Annotated in this window: 22 protein-coding genes; 11 read left to right on the forward strand and 11 right to left on the reverse strand. The window is 67.1% G+C overall.

Going from position 1 to position 26,732, the window contains the following annotated elements:
- Positions 1–2: 2 nt before the first annotated feature.
- A complete protein-coding gene (tssB, locus tag ACAM42_RS32310) occupies positions 3–518 on the reverse strand; it encodes a type VI secretion system contractile sheath small subunit (protein ID WP_062474762.1) in 516 nt (171 codons plus the stop codon).
- Positions 519–639: 121 nt separating this feature from the next.
- Positions 640–1,308, reverse strand: coding sequence for a lipopolysaccharide assembly protein LapB (locus ACAM42_RS32315; protein WP_159279611.1), 669 nt, complete (start codon positions 1,306–1,308; stop codon positions 640–642).
- A gap of 217 nt (positions 1,309–1,525) precedes the next feature.
- On the opposite strand from ACAM42_RS32315, the gene tssJ reads away from it, so the two are divergent.
- The 4 genes from tssJ (at position 1,526) to tssA (ending at position 5,543) form a co-directional block, all read left to right on the forward strand.
- Positions 1,526–2,146 carry a type VI secretion system lipoprotein TssJ gene (gene tssJ, locus ACAM42_RS32320; protein WP_101494023.1) on the forward strand — a complete coding sequence of 207 codons (621 nt, stop codon included), beginning with the start codon at positions 1,526–1,528 and terminating at the stop codon, positions 2,144–2,146.
- A gap of 79 nt (positions 2,147–2,225) precedes the next feature.
- The gene (tssK, locus tag ACAM42_RS32325) at positions 2,226–3,572 is read left to right on the forward strand and encodes a type VI secretion system baseplate subunit TssK (RefSeq protein WP_062481129.1); all 1,347 of its coding nucleotides are present in this window, start codon (positions 2,226–2,228) and stop codon (positions 3,570–3,572) included.
- Between the two features lie 16 nt (positions 3,573–3,588).
- Positions 3,589–4,386: a type IVB secretion system protein IcmH/DotU gene (gene icmH, locus ACAM42_RS32330; RefSeq protein ID WP_062481127.1), complete on the forward strand. Its 798-nt coding sequence runs from the start codon at positions 3,589–3,591 to the stop codon at positions 4,384–4,386.
- Positions 4,383–5,543, forward strand: coding sequence for a type VI secretion system protein TssA (gene tssA, locus ACAM42_RS32335; protein ID WP_369630577.1), 1,161 nt, complete (start codon positions 4,383–4,385; stop codon positions 5,541–5,543). The genes icmH and tssA overlap by 4 nt, the downstream gene beginning before the upstream one ends.
- 43 nt (positions 5,544–5,586) lie before the next feature.
- On the opposite strand, the gene ACAM42_RS32340 is transcribed toward tssA, so the two are convergent.
- The 6 genes from ACAM42_RS32340 to ACAM42_RS32365 form a co-directional block, all read right to left on the reverse strand.
- Positions 5,587–6,429 carry an OmpA family protein gene (locus ACAM42_RS32340; protein WP_369630578.1) on the reverse strand — a complete coding sequence of 281 codons (843 nt, stop codon included), beginning with the start codon at positions 6,427–6,429 and terminating at the stop codon, positions 5,587–5,589.
- Between the two features lie 7 nt (positions 6,430–6,436).
- Complete coding sequence (tagF, locus tag ACAM42_RS32345) at positions 6,437–7,420, reverse strand: type VI secretion system-associated protein TagF (RefSeq protein WP_369630579.1); 984 nt, start codon at positions 7,418–7,420, stop codon at positions 6,437–6,439.
- The gene (gene tssM / locus ACAM42_RS32350; protein WP_369630580.1) at positions 7,417–11,289 is read right to left on the reverse strand and encodes a type VI secretion system membrane subunit TssM; all 3,873 of its coding nucleotides are present in this window, start codon (positions 11,287–11,289) and stop codon (positions 7,417–7,419) included. Before tssM ends, tagF begins: the two co-directional genes overlap by 4 nt.
- Positions 11,290–11,313: 24 nt before the next feature.
- Entirely contained in the window at positions 11,314–12,786 is a 1,473-nt protein-coding gene (locus ACAM42_RS32355; protein WP_369630581.1) for a hypothetical protein, read from the reverse strand.
- 102 nt (positions 12,787–12,888) lie between these two features.
- On the reverse strand, positions 12,889–13,182 hold the full coding sequence (locus ACAM42_RS32360) for a PAAR domain-containing protein (RefSeq protein ID WP_062481115.1): 294 nt from the start codon (positions 13,180–13,182) through the stop codon (positions 12,889–12,891).
- A 60-nt stretch (positions 13,183–13,242) separates the two neighbouring features.
- Positions 13,243–14,049, reverse strand: coding sequence for a M15 family metallopeptidase (locus tag ACAM42_RS32365; protein WP_062481134.1), 807 nt, complete (start codon positions 14,047–14,049; stop codon positions 13,243–13,245).
- A 196-nt stretch (positions 14,050–14,245) separates the two neighbouring features.
- On the opposite strand from ACAM42_RS32365, the gene ACAM42_RS32370 reads away from it, so the two are divergent.
- The 7 genes from ACAM42_RS32370 (at position 14,246) to ACAM42_RS32400 (ending at position 22,586) form a co-directional block, all read left to right on the forward strand.
- Entirely contained in the window at positions 14,246–15,067 is an 822-nt protein-coding gene (locus tag ACAM42_RS32370; protein WP_369630582.1) for a hypothetical protein, read from the forward strand.
- Positions 15,068–15,092: 25 nt separating this feature from the next.
- A complete protein-coding gene (locus ACAM42_RS32375) occupies positions 15,093–18,098 on the forward strand; it encodes a type VI secretion system Vgr family protein (RefSeq protein ID WP_369630583.1) in 3,006 nt (1,001 codons plus the stop codon).
- 10 nt (positions 18,099–18,108) lie between these two features.
- Complete coding sequence (locus ACAM42_RS32380) at positions 18,109–19,026, forward strand: DUF4123 domain-containing protein (protein ID WP_369630584.1); 918 nt, start codon at positions 18,109–18,111, stop codon at positions 19,024–19,026.
- Entirely contained in the window at positions 19,023–19,493 is a 471-nt protein-coding gene (locus ACAM42_RS32385) for a DUF3304 domain-containing protein (protein WP_369630585.1), read from the forward strand. The genes ACAM42_RS32380 and ACAM42_RS32385 overlap by 4 nt, the downstream gene beginning before the upstream one ends.
- A 73-nt stretch (positions 19,494–19,566) precedes the next feature.
- A complete protein-coding gene (locus ACAM42_RS32390; protein ID WP_369630586.1) occupies positions 19,567–20,055 on the forward strand; it encodes a DUF3304 domain-containing protein in 489 nt (162 codons plus the stop codon).
- A 44-nt stretch (positions 20,056–20,099) separates the two neighbouring features.
- Positions 20,100–22,211, forward strand: coding sequence for a DUF2235 domain-containing protein (locus ACAM42_RS32395; RefSeq protein WP_369630587.1), 2,112 nt, complete (start codon positions 20,100–20,102; stop codon positions 22,209–22,211).
- An 87-nt stretch (positions 22,212–22,298) separates the two neighbouring features.
- Positions 22,299–22,586: a hypothetical protein gene (locus ACAM42_RS32400; RefSeq protein ID WP_369630588.1), complete on the forward strand. Its 288-nt coding sequence runs from the start codon at positions 22,299–22,301 to the stop codon at positions 22,584–22,586.
- Positions 22,587–22,599: 13 nt separating this feature from the next.
- On the opposite strand, the gene ACAM42_RS32405 is transcribed toward ACAM42_RS32400, so the two are convergent.
- From ACAM42_RS32405 to ACAM42_RS32415, 3 genes are read right to left on the reverse strand one after another with little or no spacing between them, the layout of a single operon-like run.
- The gene (locus ACAM42_RS32405) at positions 22,600–24,336 is read right to left on the reverse strand and encodes a biotin carboxylase N-terminal domain-containing protein (RefSeq protein ID WP_369630589.1); all 1,737 of its coding nucleotides are present in this window, start codon (positions 24,334–24,336) and stop codon (positions 22,600–22,602) included.
- Between the two features lie 21 nt (positions 24,337–24,357).
- On the reverse strand, positions 24,358–25,944 hold the full coding sequence (locus tag ACAM42_RS32410; RefSeq protein ID WP_369632828.1) for a 5-oxoprolinase/urea amidolyase family protein: 1,587 nt from the start codon (positions 25,942–25,944) through the stop codon (positions 24,358–24,360).
- Positions 25,945–25,952: 8 nt separating this feature from the next.
- Positions 25,953–26,723 carry a LamB/YcsF family protein gene (locus tag ACAM42_RS32415; protein ID WP_369630590.1) on the reverse strand — a complete coding sequence of 257 codons (771 nt, stop codon included), beginning with the start codon at positions 26,721–26,723 and terminating at the stop codon, positions 25,953–25,955.
- Between the last annotated feature and the right edge of the window lie 9 nt (positions 26,724–26,732).

Consider the following 26,732-nt stretch of genomic DNA (forward strand, 5'->3'; position numbering starts at 1 on the left):
GGTCAGCTTTCGTCCTTCTTGCCAACGCCCTGTCCCAGGCGCTGGAGTTGCTCGGTGTTGTTCAGCACGTCGGCCAGCAGGTCTTCGAGCTTGCTGTTGCCGGCCATCTTGTTGCGCAGGTCGGCCAGCTTGGTGCGCGCGTCGAGCAGGCGCTTGAGCGGCTCGATCTGCTCGACGACGGCTTCGGGCGAGAAGGCGTCCATCGAGTTGAAGGTGAGGTCGACACCGAAGCTGCCGCCGCGCCCGTCCAGCTTGTTCGGCACCTGGAAGGCGGCACGTGGGGCCACGCCCTTCATGACGTCGTCCATGTTGTCGCGGTCGATGTTGACGAACTTGCGGTCCTTGAGCTTGGGCTGCTCGACCTCGGACTGGCCCGCCAGGTCGGCGATCACGCCGACGACGAAAGGCAATTCCTTTTTCTCGATGGCGTCACCGAGTTCCACGTCGTACGTGAGTTGCACGCGCGGCGGGCGCACTTTTTGGAGACGCTTCTGCACGCTCTGTCTTTTGGTCGCCATAAGCTTCAATACCTTCGCAATAGGACTGAGAAACGAATTAAAAAGTTGTACGACCCATTTCCAGATCGCACGCCCATTCGTTAATACATTGGTTTAAAAACCAATTCAAAAAACCGGACAATTACTTGAGCGCGTCAAATGGATTGCCGCCACCCGCGCGCGGGGCGGGCGCGGCAGGTGCCGGGCGCGGCGCGGCGACCGGGGCGGGCCGTGCGGCGGCGACCGGGGTCGGCGCGGCGGACGATGACGACGAGGGCGCGGGGGCCGGGCTGGGGGCCGCGGCGCGGCGCGTGGGTGCCGGCCGGGCTTCGGGGCCGGCGGGCACCAGGACCGACAGGCCCAGGGTTTCGCGCAGCAGGGCGGCCAGGCGGTAGGCGTCGGCGTTGGCGTCGCCGCTCAGGCTGCTGTCCTTGCCCAGATCCTCGATGGAGCGGGCCGCCAGGCGCAGGCCGCCCACGGCGGTGATGCTCTTGGCCTGCCGGCTGGAGGGGTCGCGGCGCAGCGACTCCTCGGCGGCCGAGATGGCCAGGCTGTAGCGGCCTTCGTTGAAGTAGATCTGCGCGATGCGCGACCACGGCTCACCGCGGGTCGGGTTGTCGGTGGCGAGCTGCTGGTACTGGCGGATGACGGGCGCCTTGTCGCCGGTGGCGGCTGCCGCGGCGGCATCGACCTCGGCCAGGCTCTTGTTGTAGGCGGCGGTCGCCTGCGCAACGGCCGCGTCCGGCGTGGTGGTACAGGCCGACAAAAAGACGGTGCTCGCAATGGCACCGGCAATCATCGTGCGCGACATGATTTTTCGAATCGACACATTCCCCCCTGATCTGACTTTTTAGCAGGCCGCAATCATTCATTAAATTGCGACCGTTGACAATAACAATACACGATACTACAGCCGCGTGGATGGCAAATGACGGGGGCGGATTAATGCTAATTTCCTAATCGAAAGTCATTTTCGAAATCGGTTAATCCTATTTGGTCCATCGAAATATTGTTACGACTCGCTTTTAATGAAAATATTAATTACATCTGGCGCGCTGCTGGCCGCGTTGATGCTCGGCGGGTGCAGCTCGCCGGCCCTCACGATCGCCAACATCGCGCTCGAGGCGAGCGGACTGAAGAAGCCCGAGCTGCCCGAGTCGCAAAAGCCCCCGCGCAAGGTGACGATGTCGATCGCCGCGGGCAAGAACCTCAACGCCGACGGCCGCAACCGCCCGCTGTCCGTGGTGATGCGCATCTACAAGCTGAAGGAGACGACGGGCTTCTACCAGTCGTCCTTCGACGCCTTCGTCACGCCGGGACGCGACAAGACGCAGCTGGGCGACGACCTCGTCGAGAGCCGCGAGATCACGCTCATTCCCGACCAGCAATACACCTGGACCGAGATGGTTCCGCGCACCGCCAACGCGGTGGCCGTGGTGGTGCTGTTCCACTCGCCCGATGCCCAGCGCTGGCGCTTCGCCTTCAACGCCGCGGACGCCGAAAAAACCGGCATCGTGATGGGCGCGCATGCCTGCGCGCTCACGGTCACGACAGGCGCGGTGGTGGGCCAGCAGAACGCACAAGGCGCGGCCCCCACGGGCGCGCTCAACCTGTTGGGGCCGGTGACCTGCCGGCCCTCGCCCGCCTGATCTGTAGCGACGGCGGGGCCGTTCAAGTCGACACGACGATGCGATACATTCAAAAAAAATTGAGGGGAGTTGATCCGACGTGAGCTACGCAGCCAAGGTCCTCTGGGGAGAGGGCTTGTTTCTACGCCCCCAGCATTTCCAGCGCCAAGACGCGTACCACGAGGCGCGCCTGCGCGCCACGGCGCAGACGCTGCATCCGTACTTCTGGGGCGTGCGCTCCATCAGCTTCGACCTCGATGCGCTGGCCAGCGGCATGCTGCGCGCCTCGCAGCTGTCGCTGGTGTTCCCCGACGGCGAGCCTTACGCGGCACCGCAGGCCGATGCGCTGCCCCCGCCCATCTCGCTGGACACGCTGAGCCCGGGCCAGAACGAGATCACCTTCTACCTGGTGCTGCACCCGGTGAAGGAACTCGGCAAGAACTACACCGACCCCAACGAAGAAGGCTTTGCCGCGCGCTACACCAGCGACGCGACGCAGTCGCTCGACCTGTACACCAACGCCGTGAGCGCCGAGGTGGTGTTCCTGCGCAAGAGCGTGAAGCTGCTGGCCGACACCGAGCCGCGCGAGCAGTTCGTGTCGATCCCCGTGATCCGCATCCGCCGCACCGCCGCGGGCGGCTTCGAGATCGACCGCAGCTTCGTGCCGCCGTGCACCAGCATCGACGCCTCGCCCACCGTGTTCCAGCAGCTGCGCCGGCTGCTCGACGTGCTGCAGGCCAAGGTCAATTCGCTGTACGGCATTCACCGCGAGCCGAGCAAGAACATCATCGAGTTCCGCTCGGGCGACATCGCCTCGTTCTGGCTGCTGCACACGGCCAACTCGGCGTTCGCCTCGCTCTCGCACCTGTTCCATCACCCGTCGCTGCACCCCGAGCGGCTGTTCCAGGAACTGCTGAGCCTGGCCGGTGCGCTGATGACCTTCGCCAAGACCTACTCGCTGAACGACCTGCCGGTGTACGACCACGAGAAGCCCGGCCCGGCCTTCGCCGAGCTCGACCGCATCGTGCGCGACCTGCTCGACACCGTGATCTCCACGCGCTACTTCGCCATTGCGCTCACCGAGACGCGCAACGCCTTCTACCTGGGGCGCCTGGACTCCGGCAAGATCGACGAGAAGACCGTGTTCTACATGTCGGTCACCGCCAGCATGCCGGCCGCCGAGCTGGCCGAGGTGGTGCCGCAGCGCTTCAAGATCGGCGCGCCCGAAGACGTCGACAAGCTGGTGCTCTCGGCCATGCCGGGCGTGCGCATCGTCTACGCACCGCAGGTGCCGCCGGCCATTCCGATCCGCGCGGGCGCCTGCTACTTCTCCATCGACAGCAAGAGCCAGCTGTACGACCGCATGCTGCAGGCGCAGAGCGTCACCATCTACGCGCCGGCCGGCATCCCCGACATGCAACTCGAACTGATCGCCGTGACCGGCTGATCACCCGCCCGATCGTATGAACACCACCACCCTCAACAAGGCCCCTTCCCTGCTGGGCGCCGACGCGCCGCCGGCCTCGTTCACGCCGGCCGGCGTGGCGCCCGACGCCGACTCCAGCCTACTCGACCTGCTGTACGACGGCTTCGTGATGCTGTTCCTGCTGAAGAAGAAGCAGCAGCCGGCCACCACCGAGCAGTTCCTCACGGGCATCCGCAACTACCTGGGCGAGTTCGAGCGCAACGCGCGCAAGCTCGACGCCACGGCCGAGCAGATCCACGCGGCCAAGTACGCCTTCTGCGCCACGGTCGACGAGTTCGTGCTCTCGGCGCCCGAGTTCGCCATCCGCTCCGAATGGGAGCGCCGGCCGCTGCAGCTCACGCTGTTCGGCGACCAGCTGGCGGGCGAGAACTTCTTCAACATGCTCGAGGTCGAGCGGGCGCACGGCGCCGCGCGCATCCAGACGCTCGAGGTGTTCTACATGTGCCTGCTGCTGGGCTTCCAGGGCAAGTACGCCATCGACGGCACCGAGAAGCTGGCCTACCTCACGGCACGCGTGGGCGACGAGATCGCCAACGCGCGCGGCAAGCGCACGCCCTTCGCGCCGCACTGGCCGCTGCCCGACCTCATCTCGCACTCGCTCAAGCGCGAGGCGCCGCAGTGGGTGGTGGCCGCGCTGTTCGCGCTCATCGGGCTGCTGGGCTTCATCGGCCTGTCGGCGCACCTGGGCAGCACCACGCAGGGCGCGCTCGCGAGCTACCAGGACATCGTGAAGCTCGGCCCGCGCCAGGCCAACCTGACGATCTCGCTGCCATGACCACGGCCGCGACGAACCGCCTCGACCTCGCGGCCCTGCTGGCCCCGATCTCGGAGGCCAAGCCCTGCGGCGAGGACATGCTGTTCTCGCGCGAGTTCGACGCCATCCAGGAAGCGCGCAAGCACGACGACCCCTCGCTCGAACAGGGCGAATGGGTCATCGAGCTGAAAGAGGCCAACTGGCCCTTCGTGATTTCGGAGTGCGAGAAGCTGCTGCGCGCGTCCACCAAGGATCTGCGACTGGGCGTGTGGCTCACCGACGCGCTGGCCAGCCAGCGCGGTTTCGAGGGGCTGGCCGACGGCTACCGCCTGCTCAGCGGCCTGTGCCGCCAGTACTGGGACGAACTGCATCCGCAGCCCGAGGGCGGCGACATCGAGATGCGCATCGGCACCGTCACCTGGCTGATCTCGCGCTCGGTCGAGCTGCTGCAGCGCGCGCCCATCGTGAGCGACGGCCACACCGGCCACAGCGCGCTGGTCTGGGAAACCGCACTGGCGCTCGACCAGGCCATCCGCCGCACGCCGGCGCAGGCCGACGAGCTGCAGCGCAACAAGGTGACGCTCGAGCAGTTCGACCGCCTGCGCCGCGCCACGCCCGCGAAGTTCCTGCAGAAGACGCACCGCGACGTGCAGGCCTGCGAGCAGGCGCTGGCCGAGTTCGAGGCCGTGTTCGACGAACGCACCGCCTCCAACGGCCCGAGCTTTCGCGCCGCGAAGGACGCGGCCACGGCCATCCGCCAGGCCGTCGAGCGCTTCGCGCGCGAGGCCGGCGTGCCGATCGACAACGGCGCGGCGCCGCAAGCCACCGCCGCTGCACCGGCCGCCAGCGCACCGGCTGCCCCGACCCGCATCGAACCTGTCTTCGACGCCGCCATGCCCCATTCATCTCCCACGTATCACGCGGCGGTGCATGTGCCCGCCGCGCTGCCGCCCGGCATCCACAGCCGCGCGCAAGCCATCGCGCAGCTCAAGGAAGTGGCGGCCTATTTCGAGCAGACCGAGCCCTCGAGCCCGGCCGCCTACATGGCGAACAAGGCCGCGCGCTGGGCCGACATGCCGCTGCATGCCTGGCTGCGCAACGTGATCAAGAACGAGCAGGAGCTGGCCCAGCTGGTGGACCTGCTCGACCTGCCCAAGGGCGACGACGAGTCGCGCTGACTTTGCGCTGAAAGAAAAAGGCCCGCGTTGCGGGCCTTTTTCTTCAGCGTCCGACGCGGAACTCGATGCGCCGGTTGCGCGAACGCCCCTCGTCGGTCGCGTTGCTCGCCACCGGCTGGTCCGGGCCTACGCCCGAGGTCGTGAGCGTCATCGGATCGATGCCCTTGCCCACCAGGTAGCCCTTGACTGATTCGGCGCGCGACTGGCTCAGCGCCAGGTTCGACGTGCGGTTGCCGGCGTTGTCGGTGTGGCCCACCACCGCCACCGACTTGTTCGTGAGCTTCTGCAGGATGGGCGCCATCTCGTCGAGGATGGCGCGGCCCTTGCCCGTGAGCGTGGCGCTGCCCAGCTCGAACTCGATGGTGCGGTTGCCCAGCACCTGGTCGACCGCGATCTGCTCCGACACGGGCACGCGCAGGCTGTTCTTGATGGTGTAGGTCGGGTTGAGCGAGTTCGCCATGTCGCTCACGATCTTCTGGCGCAGCGCCTCGTTGCCGACCTCGCCGCTGAGCGCCATCTGCGTGCCCTCGATCTGGAGCTGGCCGCGGTGGATGTCCTTGAGCGAGGGCGTGATCAGCCTCTGCACGTTGGCGCTCCAGTTGGCCGGCATGCTGACGGTGTTCACCACCTCGATCTTGTCGATCACGCCGCTGGGGCCGTAGACGCGGCGCAGCGCCTCGATGACGGCGATGCGCGTGGCTTCGTCGGGCACCTGCCCGCCGGCCACGACCGGCTCGCCCTTGCCGACGGCCGCGGGCGTGGTCTCGACGCGGGCGGCCGTGGCGCCCGCCGCGGGTGATTGTTGGGGTTGCTGGGCCTGCACGGCCGGCACGAGCGCGAGCCCGCAGGCCATGGACAGCACGAGAACGCGCAAAGAACAATTCATGACCGTGTCATTCCCCGATGAAGACTTCGCGAAAGGCGGTGAGCACGATGTCCAGCGGCAGCTGCGGCTGGTCGAGGTAGCTCACCAGCTTGAACATCGCGTAGTTGCTGTGGATGGTGTCCTCGACCCACTCCGGGTTGTCGATGTCGATGTTGTGCTCGGTGTAGACCTGCGGATGCAGCACGCTCTGCAAGCTGCGCGGCGACAGGCCGTTGAAGCCGATCACCAGCCGCGAGCGGCCGTCGATCTCGGTGACCAGCAGCACCAGCTCGAAGTCGGCCTTGGCCAGGAACTGCGACACCATCTCGAGCCAGAACGTGGCGATCAGCGAGCGGTCGACCGGGTCGTGCGGCAGCGGCAGCGTGAGCCCCTTTTCCAGGTGCGACACCGCGCTGGCCATCACCGGCTGCAGCAGCAGGCCCAGCGCCAGGATGGCGCGGCGCAGCGACACCTTGTGGCCGTCGAAGTTGAGCATCTGCTCGATGCGCAGCAGGCTGGTGTCGCGCGTGAACGCCGCATAGGTGGCGCGCGAGGCCGACTTCTTGAAGCCGGTCTCGATGGCCGGGTCGATGGCCTCGAACTTCTTCAGCTCGTTGTCCAGGTCGGTGCCGGCCGCCAGCGACTGCACCTGCACCGCCATGCGGTCCCAGTAGGGGCCGATGAGCATCGGCGCGCCGCGCATGAAGTCGAGCGCCTCGTCCACGTCGACCGAGGTGGCCGCCAGGAACGGGTAGCGGCGCGACGACTCGTCGCGGCTGGGGCGCACGTGCCCCGCAATGGCCACGCGGCTGCGCGAGCCCAGGCACACGAAGTGCATCGGCGCGGCGTTGTCGTAGATCAGCTTCCAGCGCGGGTCTTCCGACAGCATCTCCATGGTCTGCGACAGCCAGTGGTCGAACACCTTGATGAGCTGCGGGTTGTACAGGCCCTTCACGAAGTCGCCGCGTCCGGGCAACTTGCCGAAGTAGCACAGCTGTTGTGGCGCGCTCATTTGCCTGCTCCCCCTGCCTGCACCGGCGCCTGGGCCGGTGCCTGAACCGCTGCGGGTGCTGCTGCGCGCGGCACGCCGATCTCCGCGACCGTCGACGGCAGCACCGTGCCGCGCAGGCCCTTGCCTTGCGGCGAATCGCCGCCCGAACCGGCCGACTGCGTGTTCTGGATCACGCGCAGCTTGACGGTCACGCTCGCGTTGTCGCGCGCCCAGGTGAGCTCGAAGCTGCCGTCGGGCAACTTGGTGCGCTGCGCCGTGCTGAGCAGGCGCTCCAGGCCGAAGTTGCCCGGCTCGTTGATCAGCTCGACCGTGCGCCCGTCGAAGGTGACGGCGGTGATCTTCGCGCCCGGCGTGCCCTGTGCGTTGGGCCAGACGAAGTTGGACCACTGCGGCGGCGTGTTGCGGTAGCGCAGCTGCTGGCCGTCGATCTCGACCATGTACTCCGTCAGGCCCGACACGGGCTGCGGCAGGATCTGGAACAGTGTCTGCGGCTGCGCGCTGCCAACCGCACCGGCCGCGGCACCGCCCGACAGCGGCGCCACCCACTGCGCGAAGCCGTTCACGAAATCGGGGCTCAGCGTGAGGCCCTGGTCGCCCCAGGCGCGCGGCGACAGCAGGTCGCCGCGGCGGATCACCAGCGAGCCCAGCGTGGTCGTCACGAACTTGCCGATGGCGCCTTCAGGCCCGAAGAACTGCGCGATTTCCGCCGGCGAGGCTTCGATCTTCGCGCTCGCCGAGAACGGGTACTTGGTGGCCAGCGACTGCTGGAAGGGCTGGTGCACCTGCGCGCTCCAGATCTTGTTGACCTCCACCGCCGTCGGCTGCACCGTCACCGCGTAGGCCTGCAGCAGCGGGCGCACCAGCAGCGGGCGCAACGCCTGGCGCTGCGCGGCGTCCATGCCGGTGAGCATCTGCTCGTCGACGTACTTGAGCGCGTCGGCCAGCTCGGAGCCGTTGCCCTCCAGCGTCTGCTGCATGAGCTGGCGCGCGCCCGGTCCGGGGTCGCCCTGGTTCTTGATCTGGTTGAAGCGACCGCGCAGCTTGGACAGCGTGCCCAGGTAGCCGCGCAGCAGCGAGGTGTTGTCGCGCTCGACCACCAGGCGCGCCACGCCCGCGAACTCGCGCCCGATCGGGCCCATCGGGATTTCCGTGGCGCCGCCGTTGAGATCGACGTTCACGTTCACGTTCACCTGCGACGGCGTGGCGCGGCTGAAGAGGCGCTTGAACCAGTTGAAGGCGCCGGTGCGCGCCTGCTGCAGGCCGGCGTTGACCAGCGAGGGGTTGTCCCACGAGGTCTGGTCGTACACGGTGTCGAAGACCTTGCGGATCGGCGAGTTCTGCGGATCGCCCAGCTGGTTCATCGCCACCACGGCCTGCTCGAAGCTGCCCATGTCCTTCACCGCGATGCCCTGCAGGAAGCGCTGCCACTCCTTGGCGTACTCCAGCTTGTACATGGTGGCCAGCGTCTTGCGGATCTGCTCCGGGCTGCCTTCGAGCGTCAGGTCGTCGTTGCCGGCGACGTTGAGCACCCAGTCCTTGCTCGAGGTTTCCTTGTTGGCGGCGTCGCGGATCGCGTCGTCCACGTACTGCTGCCAGGCCTCGCGCGTGAACGCGCCCGAGATCGCGACGCTGCCGGCAAGGGTGCCTTCGCTCTCGGCGCTGCTGGCCGTGGCCCCGAGGATGCGCGCCACGGTCATCGGCGCGAAGCGCGTGGAGGCGCGCGCCTTGATCTCGGCGTACACGCGTTCGCGCGCCGGCATGCCGCGCACCACGCGGCGCAGGTTGTCGCGCGTCTGCTCGACCAGCGCCAGGTTGGTGTCGGCCAGTGCGGGCCAGTTGTCGTCGCCCACGCGGCGCAGGTAGAAGGTGATCATGCGCTCGGCATCGCGGATGACCGCCGCGCGCGGCATGTCGCCGCGGTTGCTCTCGAGCCAGCCGCGCCAGAAGCGCGAGATCTGGTCGGTGAGGTGCGCCGTTTCCACCTGCCGCTTGTCGGACAGCATGAGGTAGGTCTTGAGCGCGTTGTAGGCGTCCTGCACATCGGCCGGCGAGGAGCCGGCATACAGGCCGCCGCCTTCCGGCGCTGCGGCAGGTGCCGTGGTGGTCGTGGCACCGGCGACCGGCAGCGGCGCGGGCGCGGCGCCACCCGTCAGCGCGGCCACGGCGTCGGCGCGCTTCAGGCGGTCGGGGTGCGCGTTGACCTCGCGCAGGAAGGCCTGCAGGTTGTCCGACACCGGCGCGAGCATGAGCTGCTTCACGCCGCCGTAGTACTCGGCCACGAGCTTGTCCTCGAGCTGGTTGCCCTGGTACAGGCCCAGCGACAGCGACAGCGGCCGGTCGTTGCGGAATTTCTCGAGCTGCTCGATGCGGTCCTGCAGGATGCCCAGCGCCTCGAAGCGCGTGCGCAGGCCGTTGTCGCTGGCCTGCAGCTTGACCACCTTGTCCAGGTCGGCCTGCACGTTCTCCACCAGCTGGCGGTTGCCGAGGTACGACCAGGTCCAGCCGCCGAGCAGCAGGCCCAGCACGGCGACGAAGGCGAAGAAGCTCACGTAGCGCACGCGCGCCTTCACGGGGCTGGAGAACTGCCGCACCGTCTTCTTGTCGGCAAAGATCACCTTGGAGAACAGGTCGCGCAGGAAGAACCCGTTCTGCGAATAGATTTCCTTCGCCTTGGTGGCCGCGTTGCTCAGCGTGAGCCCGAAGCGCTTGGCGATGCGCTCGGTCGACAGGCTGCGCATCGTGCCTTCCTGCAAGGCACTGGTGAAGTAGAAGCCGCGGAACACCGGCTTGTGCTGGAAGGGGTTGCTCTCGAACAGCGTGGCCAGGAAGGCGCGCAGCGCGGGCTTGATGGCCGCGAACTCGAGCGGAAAGATCAGCAGTTCGGGCGACGGGTCGCTGCTGCGGTGGTTCGCGAAGTGCGAAACGCTGATTTCCTTCAGGCCCATGTAGAGCTCGTCGAAGCGCTTGTCGAACAGCGCCACGGCGTCCTGCTTCTCGTCGCCGTCGTAGGGCAGCGAGGCGCCCCACACGCGATCGCGCTCCATCTTGTCGCTGTCGCCGAAAAATTCTGCAAAGCCGGTGATCAGGTCGGCCTTGGTGAACATCACGTACACCGGTGCGAACACCTCGAGCCGCTCGGTGAGTTCCTGCATGCGCTGGCGCAGGTTCTTGGCGAGCTGGATCGCGAAGTCGGGCCGGCTGCCGATCAGCTCGGGAATGCTGGCCGTGATGATGATGCCGTTGATGGGCGCCTTCGGCCGGTACTTCTTGAGCAGGTCGAGAAAGCCGAACCACTCCTTGCGGTCTTCCTGGTGAATCGAGTAACGCCCTGCCGTGTCGAGCACGATGCCTTCGGTGGTGAAGAACCAGTCGCAGTTGCGCGTGCCGCCGATGCCCTGGATCACTGCGTTGCCCTTGTCGGCGAACGGGAACTGCAGGCCCGAATTCAAAATGGCGCTGCTCTTTCCCGCCGCGGGGTTGCCGATGACCATGTACCAGGGAAGCTCGTACAGCGCCTCGCTGCCCGACATCTGCCCGATCTTCGAGGTCTTGATGGTCTTGACCGCCTCGACCATGCGCCCGCGCAGCTCGTCGATCTCGGCCTTGCGCTCGGGGTCGCTGTCGCGCACGGCCGCGTCGGCCTGGTCCTCGAGCATGTCGCCGAGCTTGCGGTTGGCCGCGCGCGTGCGCATGCGCCGCACGAACCACACCAGCAGCCACAACAGCAGCAGCACCACGAAGATGCCGACGGCCCAGATCGCGCCGACTTCGAGCGTCTGCGCCCCGAGCAGCAGGAACGCGCCGAGCGCGATGGCGCCGATCACCGACAAGGTGCGCGGATCGGCCAGGAAACTGAAGAATCGCCGCATAGAAGTTTCTGGAATCGGTCCTGTTTAAGTAGCGGGTGACGCGGGGCTCGCCGGGCCGGCCAACAAGGCCGTCCGGGCGAGCGCGTCCTGCACGGAAATGGCGAGCACGTGCCGTGCATCGCGCGCGGCCAGGTGGCACGCGAGCACGACGGCGCTCATGTCGGCCGCGGCCCCCAGGTGACCCAGGGTGGCGCAGACAGAGAGGTTGTTTTCGAAGGGCACGTGCGGCAGCCGCTCCTGCACGAGCTTGGCCACTTCGGTGACGCGGCTGGTGCGGTGGTCGGCGTCGCTCACGACCCAGTCGACCTGGGCGGTCTCGAGCGTCGAGGTGGCGAGCAGGTGCTGGGCGAAGCGATCGAGCAGGCTCGCATCGGGCGTGCGTGCGGTGTCGGCCGAAGCCTCGCGCTGGCCGCTTGCGCTGCGCGACAGCCGCACGGCCTCGGCCGGTGCCAGCAGCGCATCGCCGGCGCGCACGAGCAGCAGGCCCGCGGCGGCTTCACCGGGCACGCGGCCCTTGCGGCGCGTGGCGGTGTACAGCAGGCCGTCGGCCTCCCAGCGCGCGATGCTCGCTTCGGACACCGAGGAGTCGGCCGCCAGCGCGATCCACAGCGCGGGCCTTTGCTCGCGATGCAGCGACAGGCTGATGCGGTCGAGCAGCGCCATCGCGGACACGCCGTCTTCGCTCTTGAAGCAGTCGACGAGCCAGCGCTGCGACGCATCGCCCTCGCGCACGCGCTGCTGCACCCACTGTGTGGCGATCGCGCGTTCGCTCTCGCTCCATGCCCCCGGCAACAGCAGCGAGAGGTTCAGCTGCGGCGCCGCCGCCGGCCCCGGGATGACACCGCCACTGGACACGAAGCGCCCGGGCGCGCGCACCGCGAGCGCATCGCCCGCGTTGGCGATGGCTTCGGCCGCGGACGCCAGCAGCTCCTGCAGCACGTCGGACATCAGGTGAATGGCGCGCAGCCGGTCGTCGGGCAGCGCATCGACATCGACAGCTTCGCCAGCGGGTTGCAGGCTTTCGCGCAGGTGCTCGCGCAGCTCGTTCTCGTCGATGCCATCGACGCGTCCCGCGATGACGGGGAAGCCTTCGCCGTCACGCAGCTCCGGCACCAGCTCGGGCGCCTGCGCCTGACCGATCGCGGTGGCCACCGTATCGGCATCGCTGCCGCGCGGCGTGCGAAGGGCGAAGGCCAGCACGGCCATCTGCAGGCGCTCCTGCGAAGCCTCGGTTGCCGCGGCATTCGATGAGGCCGCGGCGCCCGCGGCCACTGTTGTCCCAGCTGCGGGCAGCGCAGCAGCGGGCGCGGCCGTGAAGATGCGGCGCAGCACCACATAGAAGAGCATCAACGCCAGCGGCAGCACGACAAGGTAGAGCACGATGTCGCTCGTGCTCGGCATGCGCGCCGTGTACTGCCAGTAGACGATCACGAGCACCCACACCGTGATGAACACGGCGCAGGCCAAAAGAACGGGCTTGATCAGTCGCGACAGCATCCGGAGTTTTCGAACGCCTGGGTCACGCGCGGACGATGGCAGCGGCCCACGCGGTCGCGTGACCGCATGCCATGCCTGCAGCCGAAGAAGGAGACACCGCCGTCATTCGGACGCGGAAGCGATCTGGCTCGACAACAGCCTGCAACCGCAGGCTGCGCGGTCGCCGTGGCGCGCCACGCGCCGGCCATCGATCGACACGCAGTCGCTGCCCGTCACGATGGGGTTGATGCCATGGCCGGGCCGTGGGCACGACACCATGTCGCCGATGCGCGCCACGCGCCGTTCATCGATGTGCGTGTTTTCGGATGCGGTGATCACGAAGCCACCGTGGTCGGTCTTGTCATGCAGAACGATCCACGGGCGGTCGTTGTCCGCCTCGGGTTGATCCTCACCCATTTGAACTCTCCCCCTTGATTGCCTCGTGGTGTGCCGGTGCGACAGATGTCGTCTCGGCATTCAGTTGCGTGACAATTTAAATCCCGGCTTGCGGTACTCCACGTGACCGTAATCCCTGAAGGACCATCGACCACCCCACACCAAGCCCACGGACTCGGCCGCTTCACCATAGAGGCGATAGCCTTCCATGGCCCATGGATCTTTTTCAGAGATCACCAGCTTGCCATTGCGATAGAACGCGTTGTCTGCCGCAAGTCCATACTGATGATAGCTTTGATTGGCCTTCGCCATGGTCACTGTATTGCCCAATGCAGCGAGTTTGGCTTGTCGTTCGGGGCTGCGATAACCCTCGAGCAATGCGAGGTCGTAGCCGTGCTTTTCTTTCATGATCTTGTAGACGAGCAGCAAACGATTACGAAAGTCCACATCGAGAACAGCCCAGTCCCGACTGCCTTCTTTCGTGAGCGGACGAATCTGCTCGACCTCTGCGGTGGCAAACACCTCGGGCGGCAACGGCTGCGGCGGCACCAGCTGCTCGCCCTTGAGCAAGGCCTCGATCTTCGGATCGCTTGTGGCGGCCCAGTCGTCGAAGAACAGAACCCGGCCACTTCCGAAAGTCACACTTAACAACACCGGCACGATAAGCAGACCCATGCCCGACAGCAGCAAGTAGCGATGTCTTACGGCAAAAGTACGCACTCCCGAGCCGCTGTCGCGCATCAACTGAAAACTTGCTTCGGACACAAAGCCGAGACGGCGTCCTATTCCAATAAAAAAGAATGCAATAGCAGTAGAAATGGAGACCGTCGCTCGCAACACACGGTCACGAAAAGAAGGGAACAAGAAGATGGCAAGTGCTGCCACCATCAAGGCAAAATAACAAAAGAGAGTGAAGAAGATCAACGGTGTTCGATGAGAGCCACTCAATTGTATGAGTCGCTTAAAAATTTGAACCCATCGCACGCAGCACCTTGTTGCATCCCAATTGCGATATCGCGTTGATCACGCCACATAAAGCCGAGGGGAGAAATCACATGCCCGCAGCCAGCCGGACCACCCATCCATGATGGGCGCGTCAGACGCCCACAAGGACCGACCGAGCCTGCTCGGTTCGAGCGCACCCACCGCAGCCACATCGACCGCCGCACCCGGAGGCGAATCCACGCGGGTGCTCGCACAGTTCGGTGGCCGCGAGAGCGGCGCGCGCTCCTTCTTCGCACGGCCCGGCGTGTGGGCTTCGCTCGCAGTGCTGCTCGGTGCGGCGGGTGCCACGACCTACCACCTGCAATCGAAGCGCGCGGATGCGGCAGCCACGACCGTGGCGGCAGCAACGCCTGCGCCGGTTGCAGCGCCTGTCGCCAAGGAACCACCGAAGCCCGAGATGCCCGTCGCCGCCGCGGCACCGGAGCCCACGCCCGCGCGCATCATCGAAGGCGACAGCACGCCGCCGCCGGGACCACAGCAACAGCAACAACAGGCCTCCACGCCGTTCGCCGCCATCGGTGCGCAGCCCATGGCCGTACCGCCGGCCGCGAAGCCTGCGCGCGTTGCGGCGGCCTCCCCCGCAAAGAAGGCAGGCGCCGACAGCAAGGCCAGCACCGTTGCTGCAAAGAAACCGGAGCGCATCGCGTCGGGCTCGAAGAAGCCCGTGCGCACGGCCGCGAACGGCAAGCCGGTCAAGACCGCCGCCAACACCAGCAAGGCAGCAAAGCCCGCCGCGCGCACCGACCTCGCGCAGACGGCGGCACGGCCGAAGGGGCCCGATCCCGACACCGACCTGCTGACCGCGCTGCTCAAGCGCAGCAAGACCTCCGACCCCGCACCGTCGGCGCAGGCCACTGCCGCAACGGCGGACTGCAAGCCGGGGGCACCTTGCAAACCTTGAGCATCCGAACCTGAGCGAATTCCCGATGCCTTCCGCTGACCGCAGCGCCCTGTGGGCCGAGCTGAGCCAGACGGCGCGGCTGTATCGCCTCGAAGCGCCGAGTGCTGCTTCATCTTCTTCGTCCGCCGCGCGCGAGAGCATCGATGCCTTGCGCGTGGAAGGCTGGGTGCAGCGCGAGGCGGTGTCGCAGCTGTTCGAGCTGCGCATCGTGTGCCTGAGCCTGCGTGCGGACCTGGCGCTGTCATCGCTGATCGACCAGCCGCTGACGCTGATCACCGTGCTGGCCGACGGTTCGCTCGCACGACGTACGGGCTTGATCCGCGCCGTCGAATCGCTGGGCGCCGACGGCGGCCTGGCCCGCTACCGCCTCACGCTCGTGCCCTGGCTCTGGCTGGCCACCCAGCAGGGGCGAAGCCAGGTCTTCCAGCAGCGCAGCGTCGCGGACATCATCGAACGCGTGCTCGCCCCGTACGCCGAAGCCGGCAGCTGGGCCTTCTCCTCCGAAGTGAACAGCTTCCTGGCCGACGCCCCCGTTCGCACCTACTGCACCCAGTACCGCGAGAGCGACTACGACTTCTTCTCACGCCTGCTGGCCGAAGAAGGCCTGGCCTGGCGCATCGAGGAAGACGCCCAGGCCCCGACCGGCCACAAGCTCGTCATCTTCTCGTCGAACGACGCCCAGCCCGCCGATGCAGGCTCGCCTGTTCGCTTTCACCGCAAGAGCTCCCAGGAATGCAGCGACGCCGTGCAGGCGCTGGTGCGCCGCATGCGCCAGTCGGTGGCCCAGGTGCACCTGAGCGCCTGGAACGTCGACGGCAAGCGCCAGCTCACAGGCAGCGCCCCGGCGCGCTTTCCCGTGGGTGGCAAGAACGCCCCACGCCTGGAGTACGACGACGTGCTGGGCGTGAACGACCGCAGCCGCGGCTGGGACACCAACCGCACCGTCGAGCGCTACGCCGCCTTGATGATGGAAGCGGCCGAATGCCGCGCCGACCTGATGCTGGGCCACAGCACCGTGCGCACCTTGCGCGCGGGCACCCGCATCGAGATCGATGACGCGCCTGCACTGGGTTTGCAGGCCAGGCCCGCACTGCTGCTGGACACCGTCGAGCATGTGGGCATCAACAACCTGCCCAAGGACACGGCCGCGTCGATTGCGGCGCAGCTGGGCGCGCTGACGGAGCACCTCGTGTTCGACCAGCCCTGCACCCCTGTGACGGCCGAGGCCGATGTGTTCGGACTGGTGTCTGCAGCCACCAGCGTAGGCAACAACGACAACACCATCTATCCGCAGCCCCAGAACCTCGCCACCGCGCAAGCCCAGGGCTACGCCAACAGCTTCTCGGGCGTGCACGCCCCGCGCCCCTGGCGCCCGGCCCTGGCCGCGGCCGATGGTGCCCGCCTGCACGCCAGGCCCACGGCCAGCGGCGTGCACAGCGCCATCGTGGTCGGGCCTTCGGGCGAGACCTCGCCCAATGGCGCCGACGAGCTGTACTGCAACGACCGCGGCGACGTGCGCGTGCGCTTCCACTGGCAGAACAACGCCAGCGACAACAGCAACGGTGACAACGCCCAGGACAACCGCAGCACCCGCTGGATCCGCGTGGCCCAGCGCCAGGCGGGCCCCGGCATGGGCTGGCAGTGGCTGCCGCGCATCGGGCAGGAAGTGCTGGTCAAGTTCGTCGACCTCGATGTGGACCAACCCGTCATCGTCGGTGCGCTGTACAACGGCCGCGGCGACGGCGGCATCGCCCCCACACCCGGCGGTGCATCGCGTACCGGTGAGAACAGCGAACAGGGCAGCAACGACAACAACGACGTCTTCGCCCAGGCGAGCAATGCCTCGCCCAGCGCCCAGGCCAACCTGGCTGCCGGCCATGCCCCGCCCTGGCACGGCGCCAGCGCCGACGACAAGGGCCACCGCAATGCCGCAGCCCTGAGCGGCTTCAAGACCAAGGAGTTCGGCGGCGAGGGCTTCAGCCAATTGGTGTTCGACGATTCGAACCAGCAGCTGCGCGTGCAGCTGCACGCCAGCACCGCCCACAGCCAGCTGAACCTGGGCCACCTCATCCACCAGGCCGACAACTTCCGCGGCAGCTTCCGAGGCCAGGGGCTGGAGCTGCGCACCGACGGCTACGCCGCCCTGCGCGGCGGCAAGGGCGTCTTGCTGAGCACCTACCACGGCGCAGGCGGCCAGAAGCTCGAGCCCGTGGGCGACTTCGCCGCCGGCATGGCGCTGCTCAAACAGGTGCAGCAGCTGGGCCAGGCCCTGAGCGATGCCGCCAGGACCCACGAGACCGTGCAGCTGGCCGGGCACATCGGGGCAGGCAAGGCCAACGAATCCCAATTGGACAAGGAGCGCTCGCCCTACGCCGCGATGGAGCGCACCGCCAGCGGCATGGTGACGGCCGATGCGCTCGACACTGCCTACGCAGATGCGGCAGACAAGGCCATCGCCACCGGCGAAGGCAAGGTGCCCCACACGAACGACGCCGTGATCGCACTGGCCGCACGCGGCGGCCTGGCGATGGTGGCGGGCCAGCAGCTGCAGGTCGTCAGCGGCGAGACCGCCACGCTGGCCAGCGGCGGCGACATCAACCTGGCGCTGGCCGACGTGCTGCGCGTGCACAGCGGCCAGGCCATCGGCGTGCTGGCCGGGGCGCAGAAGGCCGATGCAGACACGGGCCTGTCGGTCATCGCGGGCAACGACGATCTGGACTTCCAGGCGCAGCACGACGAACTGCGCGTGCAGGCCAAGGAGGCCCTGAAGATCGCCAGCACCGACCAGACGGTGGAGTTCGCGGCCAAGAAGAAGATCCGCATCGCGACGGCGCAAGGTGCGTCGATCACGCTGCAGGATGGGGACATCACCTTCGAGTGTCCGGGGAAGATCACTTATCACGCGGTGCAGCGGAAGTTGGCCGGGCCGACGAGCTCACCCTACGGCCTGCCGCTGTTCCCGCAGAGCATCTGCATCGAGTGCATGCTGAAGGCGGCACAAAGCGGAGCCCCCTTCTCCGCCTTGCAGTGAGAACGTTGCGTTGGAATTCGCGACCGATCCGATCGACCCCCTCCACCTTGCCCATGCCGTGCAAGCGATGGTCGACGCCCAACCGTCATCCGTCGGCCTCTGGTTGCTGGTCGATGCGGCCTTGCTCGACCCGGCGCGCCTCGCATCGGTGCTGTGCCGCAACGGGTGGTCGCACGTCAATGCGCTGGCCAACACACCGTTGGAGGCCTATGGCGCAAGGGGACCGCAGCTGCTGGAGCTGCCACTGGACGACGAGGTGCGCATCGAGGGCTTGCGGCGCCTCGCCACGATCGACCCGGCGGCGCCCGCATTCAGCTGGATCGCCTCCAGCCACGCCGCTGCGGATTTGCAGGCCTGCTTCGGCTACCTTGCGCAGGCGCGGCACGACGGCTTGAAGCTGCACTGCCGCATGGGCGATGTGCGCGTGCTTCCGACGCTGCTTGCCACGCTGGCCGAGCCACAGGCACGGCGCTTGGCACAAGCCATTGCGCAATGGCAGTGGTTCGATCGCAGCGGTGCCATGGTCGGCAACTGGCTTGCTGCTGATGGGAAGGACGGTGTGGCCGATGCCCGCGACCATCTCGAACTCGATGCATCGCAATTCGCGACGCTCCTGGATGCCTCGGAAGCCGACGGCATCTTTGCGCAGTTGCTCGAGACGGTGTCGCAGCTGGTCCCGCAGACCGGCCGGGCAGCGTTTCATCAGCGGCTCCAGCGCGCCCTCGCGGTTGCCACGCGTCTGCACGTGGCAGGCAACCCCGACCGGCTGCAGTTCGTGGTGCTCTCGCTGACCTGCGGCGATGACTTTTATCAGCATCCCGATCTGTCGGACACATGGAAGGCCGTCGCACAAGGCACCAGCCTGTCGGGCCTGATGAAGGGCTGGAGCGACGAACTGTGGAAGGCGTTGGAGGGCAAGGCTTCATGAAGCGCCTTGCTCTCCTGGTTCTTTGCGCGGTGGCGCTGGTGGCTTGCAGCAGCAAGAGGCCTGCGGCTGAAAGCTACAGCGCCAGTATCAGCCCGTACAACCATACGGCGGACCATATCGAGCCGTATGTCGACGGGATGTTTGGCGGCCATTCGAGCGCGTATGGCGGTGGCGGCAGCTTCGTGTGCTGCATCTCCTATCCCGCCGTATGGCGCCCTGGCTTGAGCGCCAAGGTGCGCTGGGCCACCTCCAGCGGCATTCCAGGCGATAGGCGCCCGGAAGCGTATGTCCAGCATTGGCACGAGAAGGTCGTGCCAATCGAGGAATACACCGTGCCGGGCGGCATGCTCAACATCCACTTTCTTCCCGAAGGCGAAGTTCGGTTGATCATTTCCAGCAAAGGGGCGGGTGCCAAGAACTACCCTGGCCCAGCCTATCCGGTGAAGCCGCCGGATTGGAAATGGTGAGCCCGAGGCGAACAAGAGATTCGACAAGAGTCCGGGAGGAACAACCTATGAACGTATGGAAAGGCCACACGCCATGAAACGCACCACAACCTTGACGCTTTGCGCACTGGCGCTCCTGACGCTGCCACTGGTGGCTTGCAGCAGCAAGAAGCCGGCGGCCGAAAGCTACAGCGCCAACATCAGCGCCTACAACCACACGCAGGACTACATCCACGAGTTCTATGTGGACGGGGCCGGCGGCGGCAACTCATACCCGTACGGCGGCGGCGGCAGCTTTGTGTGCTGCATCTCCTTTCCCGCCAAGTGGCGCGCCGGCCTCAATGCAACAGTGAAGTGGACGACCTCCAGCGGAATTCCGGGCGACAAACGACCGGATGCAATCAAGCCCCGGTGGCATGAAAAAGTCGTTCCCATCGAAAAATATGACGAGCCCGGTGGGCTCCTGAACGTGCATTTCCTGCCGAACAACGAGGTCCGGCTGATCATCTCCAACAAGAGGGCCGGTGCCAAGGACTATCCCGGTCCGGCCTCTCCCGTGAAGCCTGCGGACTGGAAATGGTGAGCCAAGACGAACCAGAGATGTCTTGAGAAATCCGGGAGCAACACATGGAAAAATTTGAAGAAGGCTGGTACGAAATCAGCTTCGACGCCAACACCCGTGAGAAGCGCTATCTCTACTTCAAGACCGCCAAGCTTTGCACGGCCGAGTGCATCGTCAAGGAAACGGGGCTGCAGATACTGGTGTGGTCGGACGACGCAGGCAGGGCCATCGAGTGTTTGCCCAGCTACAAGTGGACGGCCAATGCGCCCAAAGGCGACTGGTGGGACAACGACCCGGGTGGCAAGAACTACCAGCCCGCACTGCCTGGCGACCACTCGCGCGCCGACCGGACCCTGACCGCACGCGAACTGTGCCAACGCGCCGCTAGCGCCGACCCGAGCAAGGCCAATTCCCTGAGTTGCGCCAAAGAGATTCACGTGGGCCTGTTTTTTGACGGCACCAACAACAACCTGATTCGCGACTCACGCGACCAGAGTCACACGAATGTGGTCAGCCTCTTCAACGCGCACAAGGACGACGAGGTCGAGAATTTTCGCTTCTACATCCCTGGCGTCGGCACACATTTCCCCGAGATCGGAGAGATCAAGGAACTGGACAACGGCAAGCGCTTCGGCACCGGGGGTGAAGCGCGCATCCATTGGGCGTTGATACAGATCTACAACGCCCTGCACATGGCCTATCACGGTGTTCTGTTGATCCAGCCTGAAGAGGCGAAGACACTTTGTGTCGATGAGCTGAAGACTTGGTGGCGCCTGGGCGATGCCAAGATGATCAGCATCTTCGGGGGCATTCAAAAGCGCCTGCTGAAAGCCATCAAGGACCAACGGCCGCGGGTGACCAAGATGCATCTGTCGGTCTTCGGATTTTCGCGTGGTGCGGCCGAAGCGCGCGCCTTTTGCCAGTGGATCCAGCTGGTCGCCGAGAACATGACGATCGGCGAAGCAACACTGGAGCTTCATTTCCTGGGTATCTTCGACACCGTGGCGTCTGTCGGCCTGGCCGATTCGTCGCCCGTCGGCGAAGGCTTTCAGGACTGGGCCGACGGCACCATGGACATCCACGGCGTCAACCAGACCGTTCACTACGTGGCGGCACACGAAATACGTCAGTCGTTTCCGCTGTCTACGGCACGCATCAGAGCCACGAACTACCCGCCGAACACCAAGGAGTTCGTCTATCCGGGGGCTCACTCTGACCTGGGCGGAGGCTATCCGTCGAAGTCCCAAGGCAAGGGTGTCGAGGGGCGAACCGCATTGCTCTCGCAGATTCCCCTGATGGACATGTATTTCGAGGCACTGACTGCAGGCGTTCGCTTGCGCAGCAAGACTGAAATGCCCGGCCAGGTCAGTGGTGATTTCGAGGTCAACCCAGCACTCGACAAAGCCTTCAGCGATTACGCAGCCTGGACCGCGACAGAGGAAAAGCAGAACGTCGCCAATGGCGGCGAGCCCGTGCAGAACCGCATGCGCTATCACATGGAGTTGTATTGGCGCTGGCGTGCGTCCAAGAGCGACGAAGCCACCTTCAAGGCCATGGCGAGTTACGAAGCCTCCAACAAGCAGGACCGACAGGATCTCTGGGAGTCAGAACTCGACTGGCGTGAAGACGTCAAGGCCGCTCAGGCGGCCAACCAGCCCCGACGGGTGTTCGTTCCCAGAGCGGGCGTCTACGTTGACCAGCCGCCCCGCGCCAACGAGGTGGAAAAGCGCCTCCTGCGCGCCGTCGCTGCCGCCAAGGATGTTCCGCAAACCGCCAACGACTTCTTCGACAAGTATGTCCACGACTCGCACGGTGGGTTCTGGATGCTTGGCCCCATCACGAAGGAGAACCGCGAGGACTTCGTGGCCGCCATCAAGCAAAAGAAGGCCACGCACGATCGGTTGCTGAAGGCGGCAGACGAAGAGTCGCTGCCTTCCGCCGCGGCGAACCTGCGTAACTACGCCCGCGGTTATGAACTCAACAATTTCGAACGCCGCGTGATCGCACAGGATACAAAAGAGCCGGGAACACTGCCTCTGATGACGGATGCAGATGTCAAGGATCTGCAAGACAACGCAGGCTTTCTCGCGACAGCCGCATTGAAGATCCTGCGCACGGGCACCCGCCGCGAGCCGCGCGGCCACGGCCGCTACCGGCGCGTGTTCGACAAGAGCTGAAGAAGCCCGCAGCAGGTTCCGTCATCACCTCGCGAACCTGCAGCATCCAGCTGCCAGACCATCGCCGCCCGGTGACGCCAGCTCCAGATGAATCCGATCGCCCTCATCCTGATCCTCGGCACCCTGCCGTCGGTGGTCTGCACGCTCTTCCTGATCGGCCATCGCGCACGCCCCCATCCGTCTTGGGCTCCTCGCTTGAAGAAGGCCTGGCTGTTCGTGCTCGTTCTGGCTGGCACCGCGTTGCTCTACCTCGGTGCGCGCTACGTACTTGTCGACGCACGCGATGCAGGCGCGCGTCTCGAGACCTACATGGCCGCCCTGACGTTCGCACCCTGCATCGTTTCAGGACTCGTCGCCCTGTTCCTCAAGCCTTGACGGCCGCCCTCATTCACCCGATGCGCGCAATCGCCGTCCCAGCCGCCACATAGCCCCCCGCCGCCGCCGCGAACACGATGCGCCCCGCGCGGTGCGCCACGACCTGCATCTCCATCTTCATCGCCTCCATCACCGCGATCACCGCACCTTCGGCGACCTCGTCGCCATCCGCGACTTTCCAGCCTTGCAGCGTGCCCGACACCGGCGCAGCCACAGCAGCGGCATCGGCCGCTGGTGCGTTCGCAACGCCAGGCGCAGCAGCAGCGCCCGCACCACCCGCCGACGCCAACCCACGCAGCAACTCCGCCGGCAGCCCCAGCGACATGCGCCGCCCGTCGATCTCGATCGCCGTGCGGTGCAGCGACGCATCCGGCAGCGGATCGGGCCGCATGCCTGCCGCTTCGTCGTTCGCAAAGTCGGTTTCGATCCAGCGCGTGTGGACCTTGAAGGCATCTTCCGACACGAAGTCGGGGTGCGCCATCACCGCGCGATGGAACGGCAGCACGGTCGCCAGGCCTTCGATGCGGAACTCCTTGAGGGCACGGCGTGCGCGTGCGATGGCCTGGGCGCGCGTGGCGCCGGTGACGATGAGCTTGGCCATCAGCGAGTCGAAGGTGCCGGGCACCTGCGAGCCGGCGTCGACGCCGGTGTCGACGCGCACGCCCGGGCCCGAGGGGGCGTCGAACACGTGGACGGGACCGGGTGTCGGCAGGAAGCCGCGGCCCACGTCTTCGGCGTTGATGCGGAATTCGAAGGAGTGACCGCGCGGTGCGGGCGTCTCTTTGATTGACAGCGGCAGGCCTTCGGCGATGCGCAGCTGCTCGATGACGAGGTCGATGCCGGTGGTTTCCTCGGTCACGGGGTGCTCGACCTGCAGGCGCGTGTTGACCTCGAGGAAGGAGATGGCGCCGCTCGCGCTCAGCATGAACTCGACGGTGCCGGCGCCGGTGTAGCCGGCGGCCGCGCAAATGTCGCGCGCCGACTGGTGGATGCGCTCGCGCTGTGCGTCGCTCAGGAAGGGCGCGGGCGCTTCCTCCACCAGCTTCTGGTTGCGCCGCTGCAGCGAGCAGTCGCGCGTGCCGAGCACGACGACGTTGCCGTGCGTGTCGGCGAGCACCTGGGCCTCGACGTGGCGCGGGCGGTCGAGGAACTGCTCGACGTAGCACTCGCCGCGGCCGAAGGCGGTGATGGCTTCGCGCACGGCCGATTCGTAGAGGCCTTCGACTTCGTCGAGCCGCCACGCGACCTTGATGCCGCGCCCGCCGCCGCCGAAGGCCGCCTTGATGGCGATCGGCAGGCCGTGCTGTTCGGCAAAGGCGAGCACCTCGCCCGCGTTGCTGACCGGGTCGGCCGTGCCCGCGACGAGCGGTGCGCCGACCTTCAGGGCGAGCTTGCGGGCCTGCACCTTGTCGCCCAGCGTGGCGATGGCCGAAGGCGAGGGGCCGATCCACGTGAGGCCGGCGTCGATCACCGCCTGCGCGAAGGCTGCGCTCTCCGAAAGGAAGCCGTAGCCGGGGTGCACGGCGTCAGCGCCGCTGCGCTTGGCGATGGCCAGCAGCTTGGGAATGTTGAGGTAGGTGTCGGCCGGGCGGTGGCCGTCCAGGCCGTAGGCCTCGTCGGCGCGGCGCACGTGCAACGCATTGAGGTCGGGATCGGCGTAGACGGCGACCGACTGCACGCCGTGGTCGGCGCAGGCGCGCGCGATGCGCACGGCGATTTCGCCGCGGTTGGCGATCAGGACTTTTTTCATCGCGGGACTCTCGATCTCAAATCAAAGTTCGATGGCGCCGTGGCCGGCCATCGGTTGGAAGCGGACGCGGGCGTTCACGGGGATCTGCCCCGCACGGTCCAGGTGGTGGGTGGCGACCGACGCGATCACGGGGTAGCCGCCGGTGAGCGGGTGGTCGGCCAGGAACAGCACGGGCTGGCCGCTGGGCGGCACCTGGATCGAACCGCGCGCCGTGCCCTCGCTGGGCAACTCCGCGGTGTTCGCACGCACGAGCGGCTCTTCGCCGTTCAGGCGGATGCCGACGCGGTTCGATTGCGGCGTCACCACCCACGGCTGGCTGCACAGGCGCTCGACGGCGTCGGTGGTGAACCAGTCGGTGCGCGGGCCGAGCACGATGTCGAGAACGACCTCTTCCTGCACGGTGGGCAGGTCGATGGGCGGCACTTCGGTGGCGCCGACGACGGCGCCGATGGCAACGCTGCGCACTGGCAGCATGTCGCCCACGGCCACGGCGGGCGGGCCGATGCGGGCCAGCGTGTCGGTCGCGCAGCTGCCGAGCACGGGCGCCACGGCAAAGCCGCCGCGCACGGCCAGGTAGCTGCGGATGCCGGCGACGGGCTCGCCGATGGTGACGGTGTCGCCGTCGGCCAGCGCGACGGGCTGGTAGCGCGGCAACGGCCATTGCGCGCCGTCGGCACGGGTCAGCGTGAGCGGGCCGTCGGCGCCAGTGACAGCGATCACTGCGTTGCCGCGGCAGACGAACTGGAAGCCGCCGTAGGCGAGTTCGAGGCAGGCCACGTCCGACGCATTGCCGACCAATCGATTGGCCGCCTGCAGCGAGCGCTGGTCCATCGCACCGGAGGCGGACACGCCCTGCCGCGCCTGGCCATGGCGACCGCCGTCCTGCCACAGCGCTTGCAGGCCGGCGGTGCGGACCTCGAAGGCACTGCCGCCTTCAACGGTTGCAGGGGCGGGCGCCGCGACAGCTTGCGCGACCACCGGCAACGCCACCTTCAACGACGAGGCATCGACAAAGCGCACCGCATCGCCGGGCTGCAGCAGCGCCGGCGTTTCGCGCGACAGGTCCCACATGGGTGTGTCGGTCACGCCGATGATCTGCCAGCCGCCGGGGCTGGCCTGCGGGTACACGCCGCTGAAGCTGCCCGCGAGGCCGACCGCGCCGGCCGGGATGCGGGTGCGCGGCACCGCGCGACGCGGCACGTTCAGGCTCGGATGGCCGCCGCTCAGGTAGGCGAAGCCGGGCGCGAAGCCGGTGAAGGCGACGGTGTAGTCGCTGCCGGTGTGGCGGCGCACCAGCTCGTCGGGCGTGATGCCGAGCAGGCCGGCCACTTCGGCGATGTCTTCGCCGTCGTAGCGCACGGGAATCTCGATGCGCTTGTCGATGCGCGTCTCGCGGGCGTCGAGCGTTCGCTGGCGCACGGCGTGTGCCAGTGCGGCGGCCGACAGCACGGCGGGGCGGAAGGTGATGAGGATGGTGCGCGCGGCGGGCACCAGCTCGTCGATGCCGACAACAGGCTCGGCGCGCAGCGAAGCCAGCAGAGCGAGCGTCTGCGCCAGGTCGTCGAGCTCGACCAGCACGGCATTCAGGTTGACGCGAAGAAAGCGCATCGATGTCGTCATGCGGTGGTGGCCTCGGCAAAGGGGCGGATCGTCGCGCCGGCCTGCACGAGCCGTTCGCGCACGCGGCGCGCCATCTCGACCGCGCCGGGGCTGTCGCCGTGCACGCAGATCGAATCGGCGCGGATGCGCACCACGCTGCCGTCGATGGCGGTGACGGTGCCTTCGTTGGCCAGGCGCAGCATGCGCTCGGCCACGTCGTGGGCGTCGTGCAGCACGGCGCCGGGTTCGCGGCGCGACACCAGCGTGCCTTGCGGCGTGTAGGCGCGGTCGGCGAAGGCCTCGGCCACCACGCGCAGGCCCTGGGCTTCGGCCCAGCCCACGAGCGGCGAGCCGGCGAGCGCGACGAGCACGAGGCTGACGTCGATCTCGCGCAGGGCGGCGATCACGTCGCGCGCCTGGCGCTCGTCGTGCGCGATGGTGTTGTACAGCGCGCCGTGCGGCTTCACGTAGCGCACGGCGGTGCCGGCCGCAGCGGCCAGGCCCTTCAGGGCGCCGATCTGGTAGATCACGTCGGCGCGCAGGTCGGCGCTGTCCACGTCCATGTTGCGGCGGCCGAAGCCGACGAGGTCGCGGTAGGCCACGTGGGCGCCCACGGCCACGCCGCGTTCCTTCGCCTGGCGCAGCGTGCGCAGGATGCCCGCGGGGTCGCCGGCATGGAAGCCGCAGGCCACGTTGGCGCTGCTGACGATGTCGAGCATGGCGGCGTCGTCGCCCATGCGCCAGACGCCGAGGCTTTCGCCGAGGTCACTGTTCAAGTCGATGTTCATCGGGGATCT

The organism is Variovorax sp. V35, assembly GCF_041154465.1.
GTDB lineage: Bacteria > Pseudomonadota > Gammaproteobacteria > Burkholderiales > Burkholderiaceae_C > Variovorax > Variovorax boronicumulans.

Excerpts from the sequence above, each read along its gene's own strand:
- ACAM42_RS32365 (WP_062481134.1), bottom strand. The coding sequence starts at position 14,049 with ATGGTGGCAGCACTTGCCATCTTCTTGTTCCCTTCTTTTCGTGACCGT.
- ACAM42_RS32390 (WP_369630586.1), top strand. The coding sequence starts at position 19,567 with ATGAAACGCACCACAACCTTGACGCTTTGCGCACTGGCGCTCCTGACG.
- ACAM42_RS32385 (WP_369630585.1), top strand. The coding sequence starts at position 19,023 with ATGAAGCGCCTTGCTCTCCTGGTTCTTTGCGCGGTGGCGCTGGTGGCT.
- tssJ (WP_101494023.1), top strand. The coding sequence starts at position 1,526 with ATGAAAATATTAATTACATCTGGCGCGCTGCTGGCCGCGTTGATGCTC.
- ACAM42_RS32375 (WP_369630583.1), top strand. The coding sequence starts at position 15,093 with ATGCCTTCCGCTGACCGCAGCGCCCTGTGGGCCGAGCTGAGCCAGACG.
- icmH (WP_062481127.1), top strand. The coding sequence starts at position 3,589 with ATGAACACCACCACCCTCAACAAGGCCCCTTCCCTGCTGGGCGCCGAC.
- tssM (WP_369630580.1), bottom strand. The coding sequence starts at position 11,289 with ATGCGGCGATTCTTCAGTTTCCTGGCCGATCCGCGCACCTTGTCGGTG.
- ACAM42_RS32360 (WP_062481115.1), bottom strand. The coding sequence starts at position 13,182 with ATGGGTGAGGATCAACCCGAGGCGGACAACGACCGCCCGTGGATCGTT.
- ACAM42_RS32415 (WP_369630590.1), bottom strand. The coding sequence starts at position 26,723 with ATGAACATCGACTTGAACAGTGACCTCGGCGAAAGCCTCGGCGTCTGG.
- ACAM42_RS32355 (WP_369630581.1), bottom strand. The coding sequence starts at position 12,786 with ATGCTGTCGCGACTGATCAAGCCCGTTCTTTTGGCCTGCGCCGTGTTC.
- ACAM42_RS32370 (WP_369630582.1), top strand. The coding sequence starts at position 14,246 with ATGATGGGCGCGTCAGACGCCCACAAGGACCGACCGAGCCTGCTCGGT.
- ACAM42_RS32405 (WP_369630589.1), bottom strand. The coding sequence starts at position 24,336 with ATGAAAAAAGTCCTGATCGCCAACCGCGGCGAAATCGCCGTGCGCATC.
- tssA (WP_369630577.1), top strand. The coding sequence starts at position 4,383 with ATGACCACGGCCGCGACGAACCGCCTCGACCTCGCGGCCCTGCTGGCC.
- ACAM42_RS32395 (WP_369630587.1), top strand. The coding sequence starts at position 20,100 with ATGGAAAAATTTGAAGAAGGCTGGTACGAAATCAGCTTCGACGCCAAC.
- ACAM42_RS32410 (WP_369632828.1), bottom strand. The coding sequence starts at position 25,944 with ATGCGCTTTCTTCGCGTCAACCTGAATGCCGTGCTGGTCGAGCTCGAC.
- tagF (WP_369630579.1), bottom strand. The coding sequence starts at position 7,420 with ATGAGCGCGCCACAACAGCTGTGCTACTTCGGCAAGTTGCCCGGACGC.
- tssB (WP_062474762.1), bottom strand. The coding sequence starts at position 518 with ATGGCGACCAAAAGACAGAGCGTGCAGAAGCGTCTCCAAAAAGTGCGC.
- ACAM42_RS32400 (WP_369630588.1), top strand. The coding sequence starts at position 22,299 with ATGAATCCGATCGCCCTCATCCTGATCCTCGGCACCCTGCCGTCGGTG.
- ACAM42_RS32340 (WP_369630578.1), bottom strand. The coding sequence starts at position 6,429 with ATGAATTGTTCTTTGCGCGTTCTCGTGCTGTCCATGGCCTGCGGGCTC.
- ACAM42_RS32315 (WP_159279611.1), bottom strand. The coding sequence starts at position 1,308 with ATGTCGCGCACGATGATTGCCGGTGCCATTGCGAGCACCGTCTTTTTG.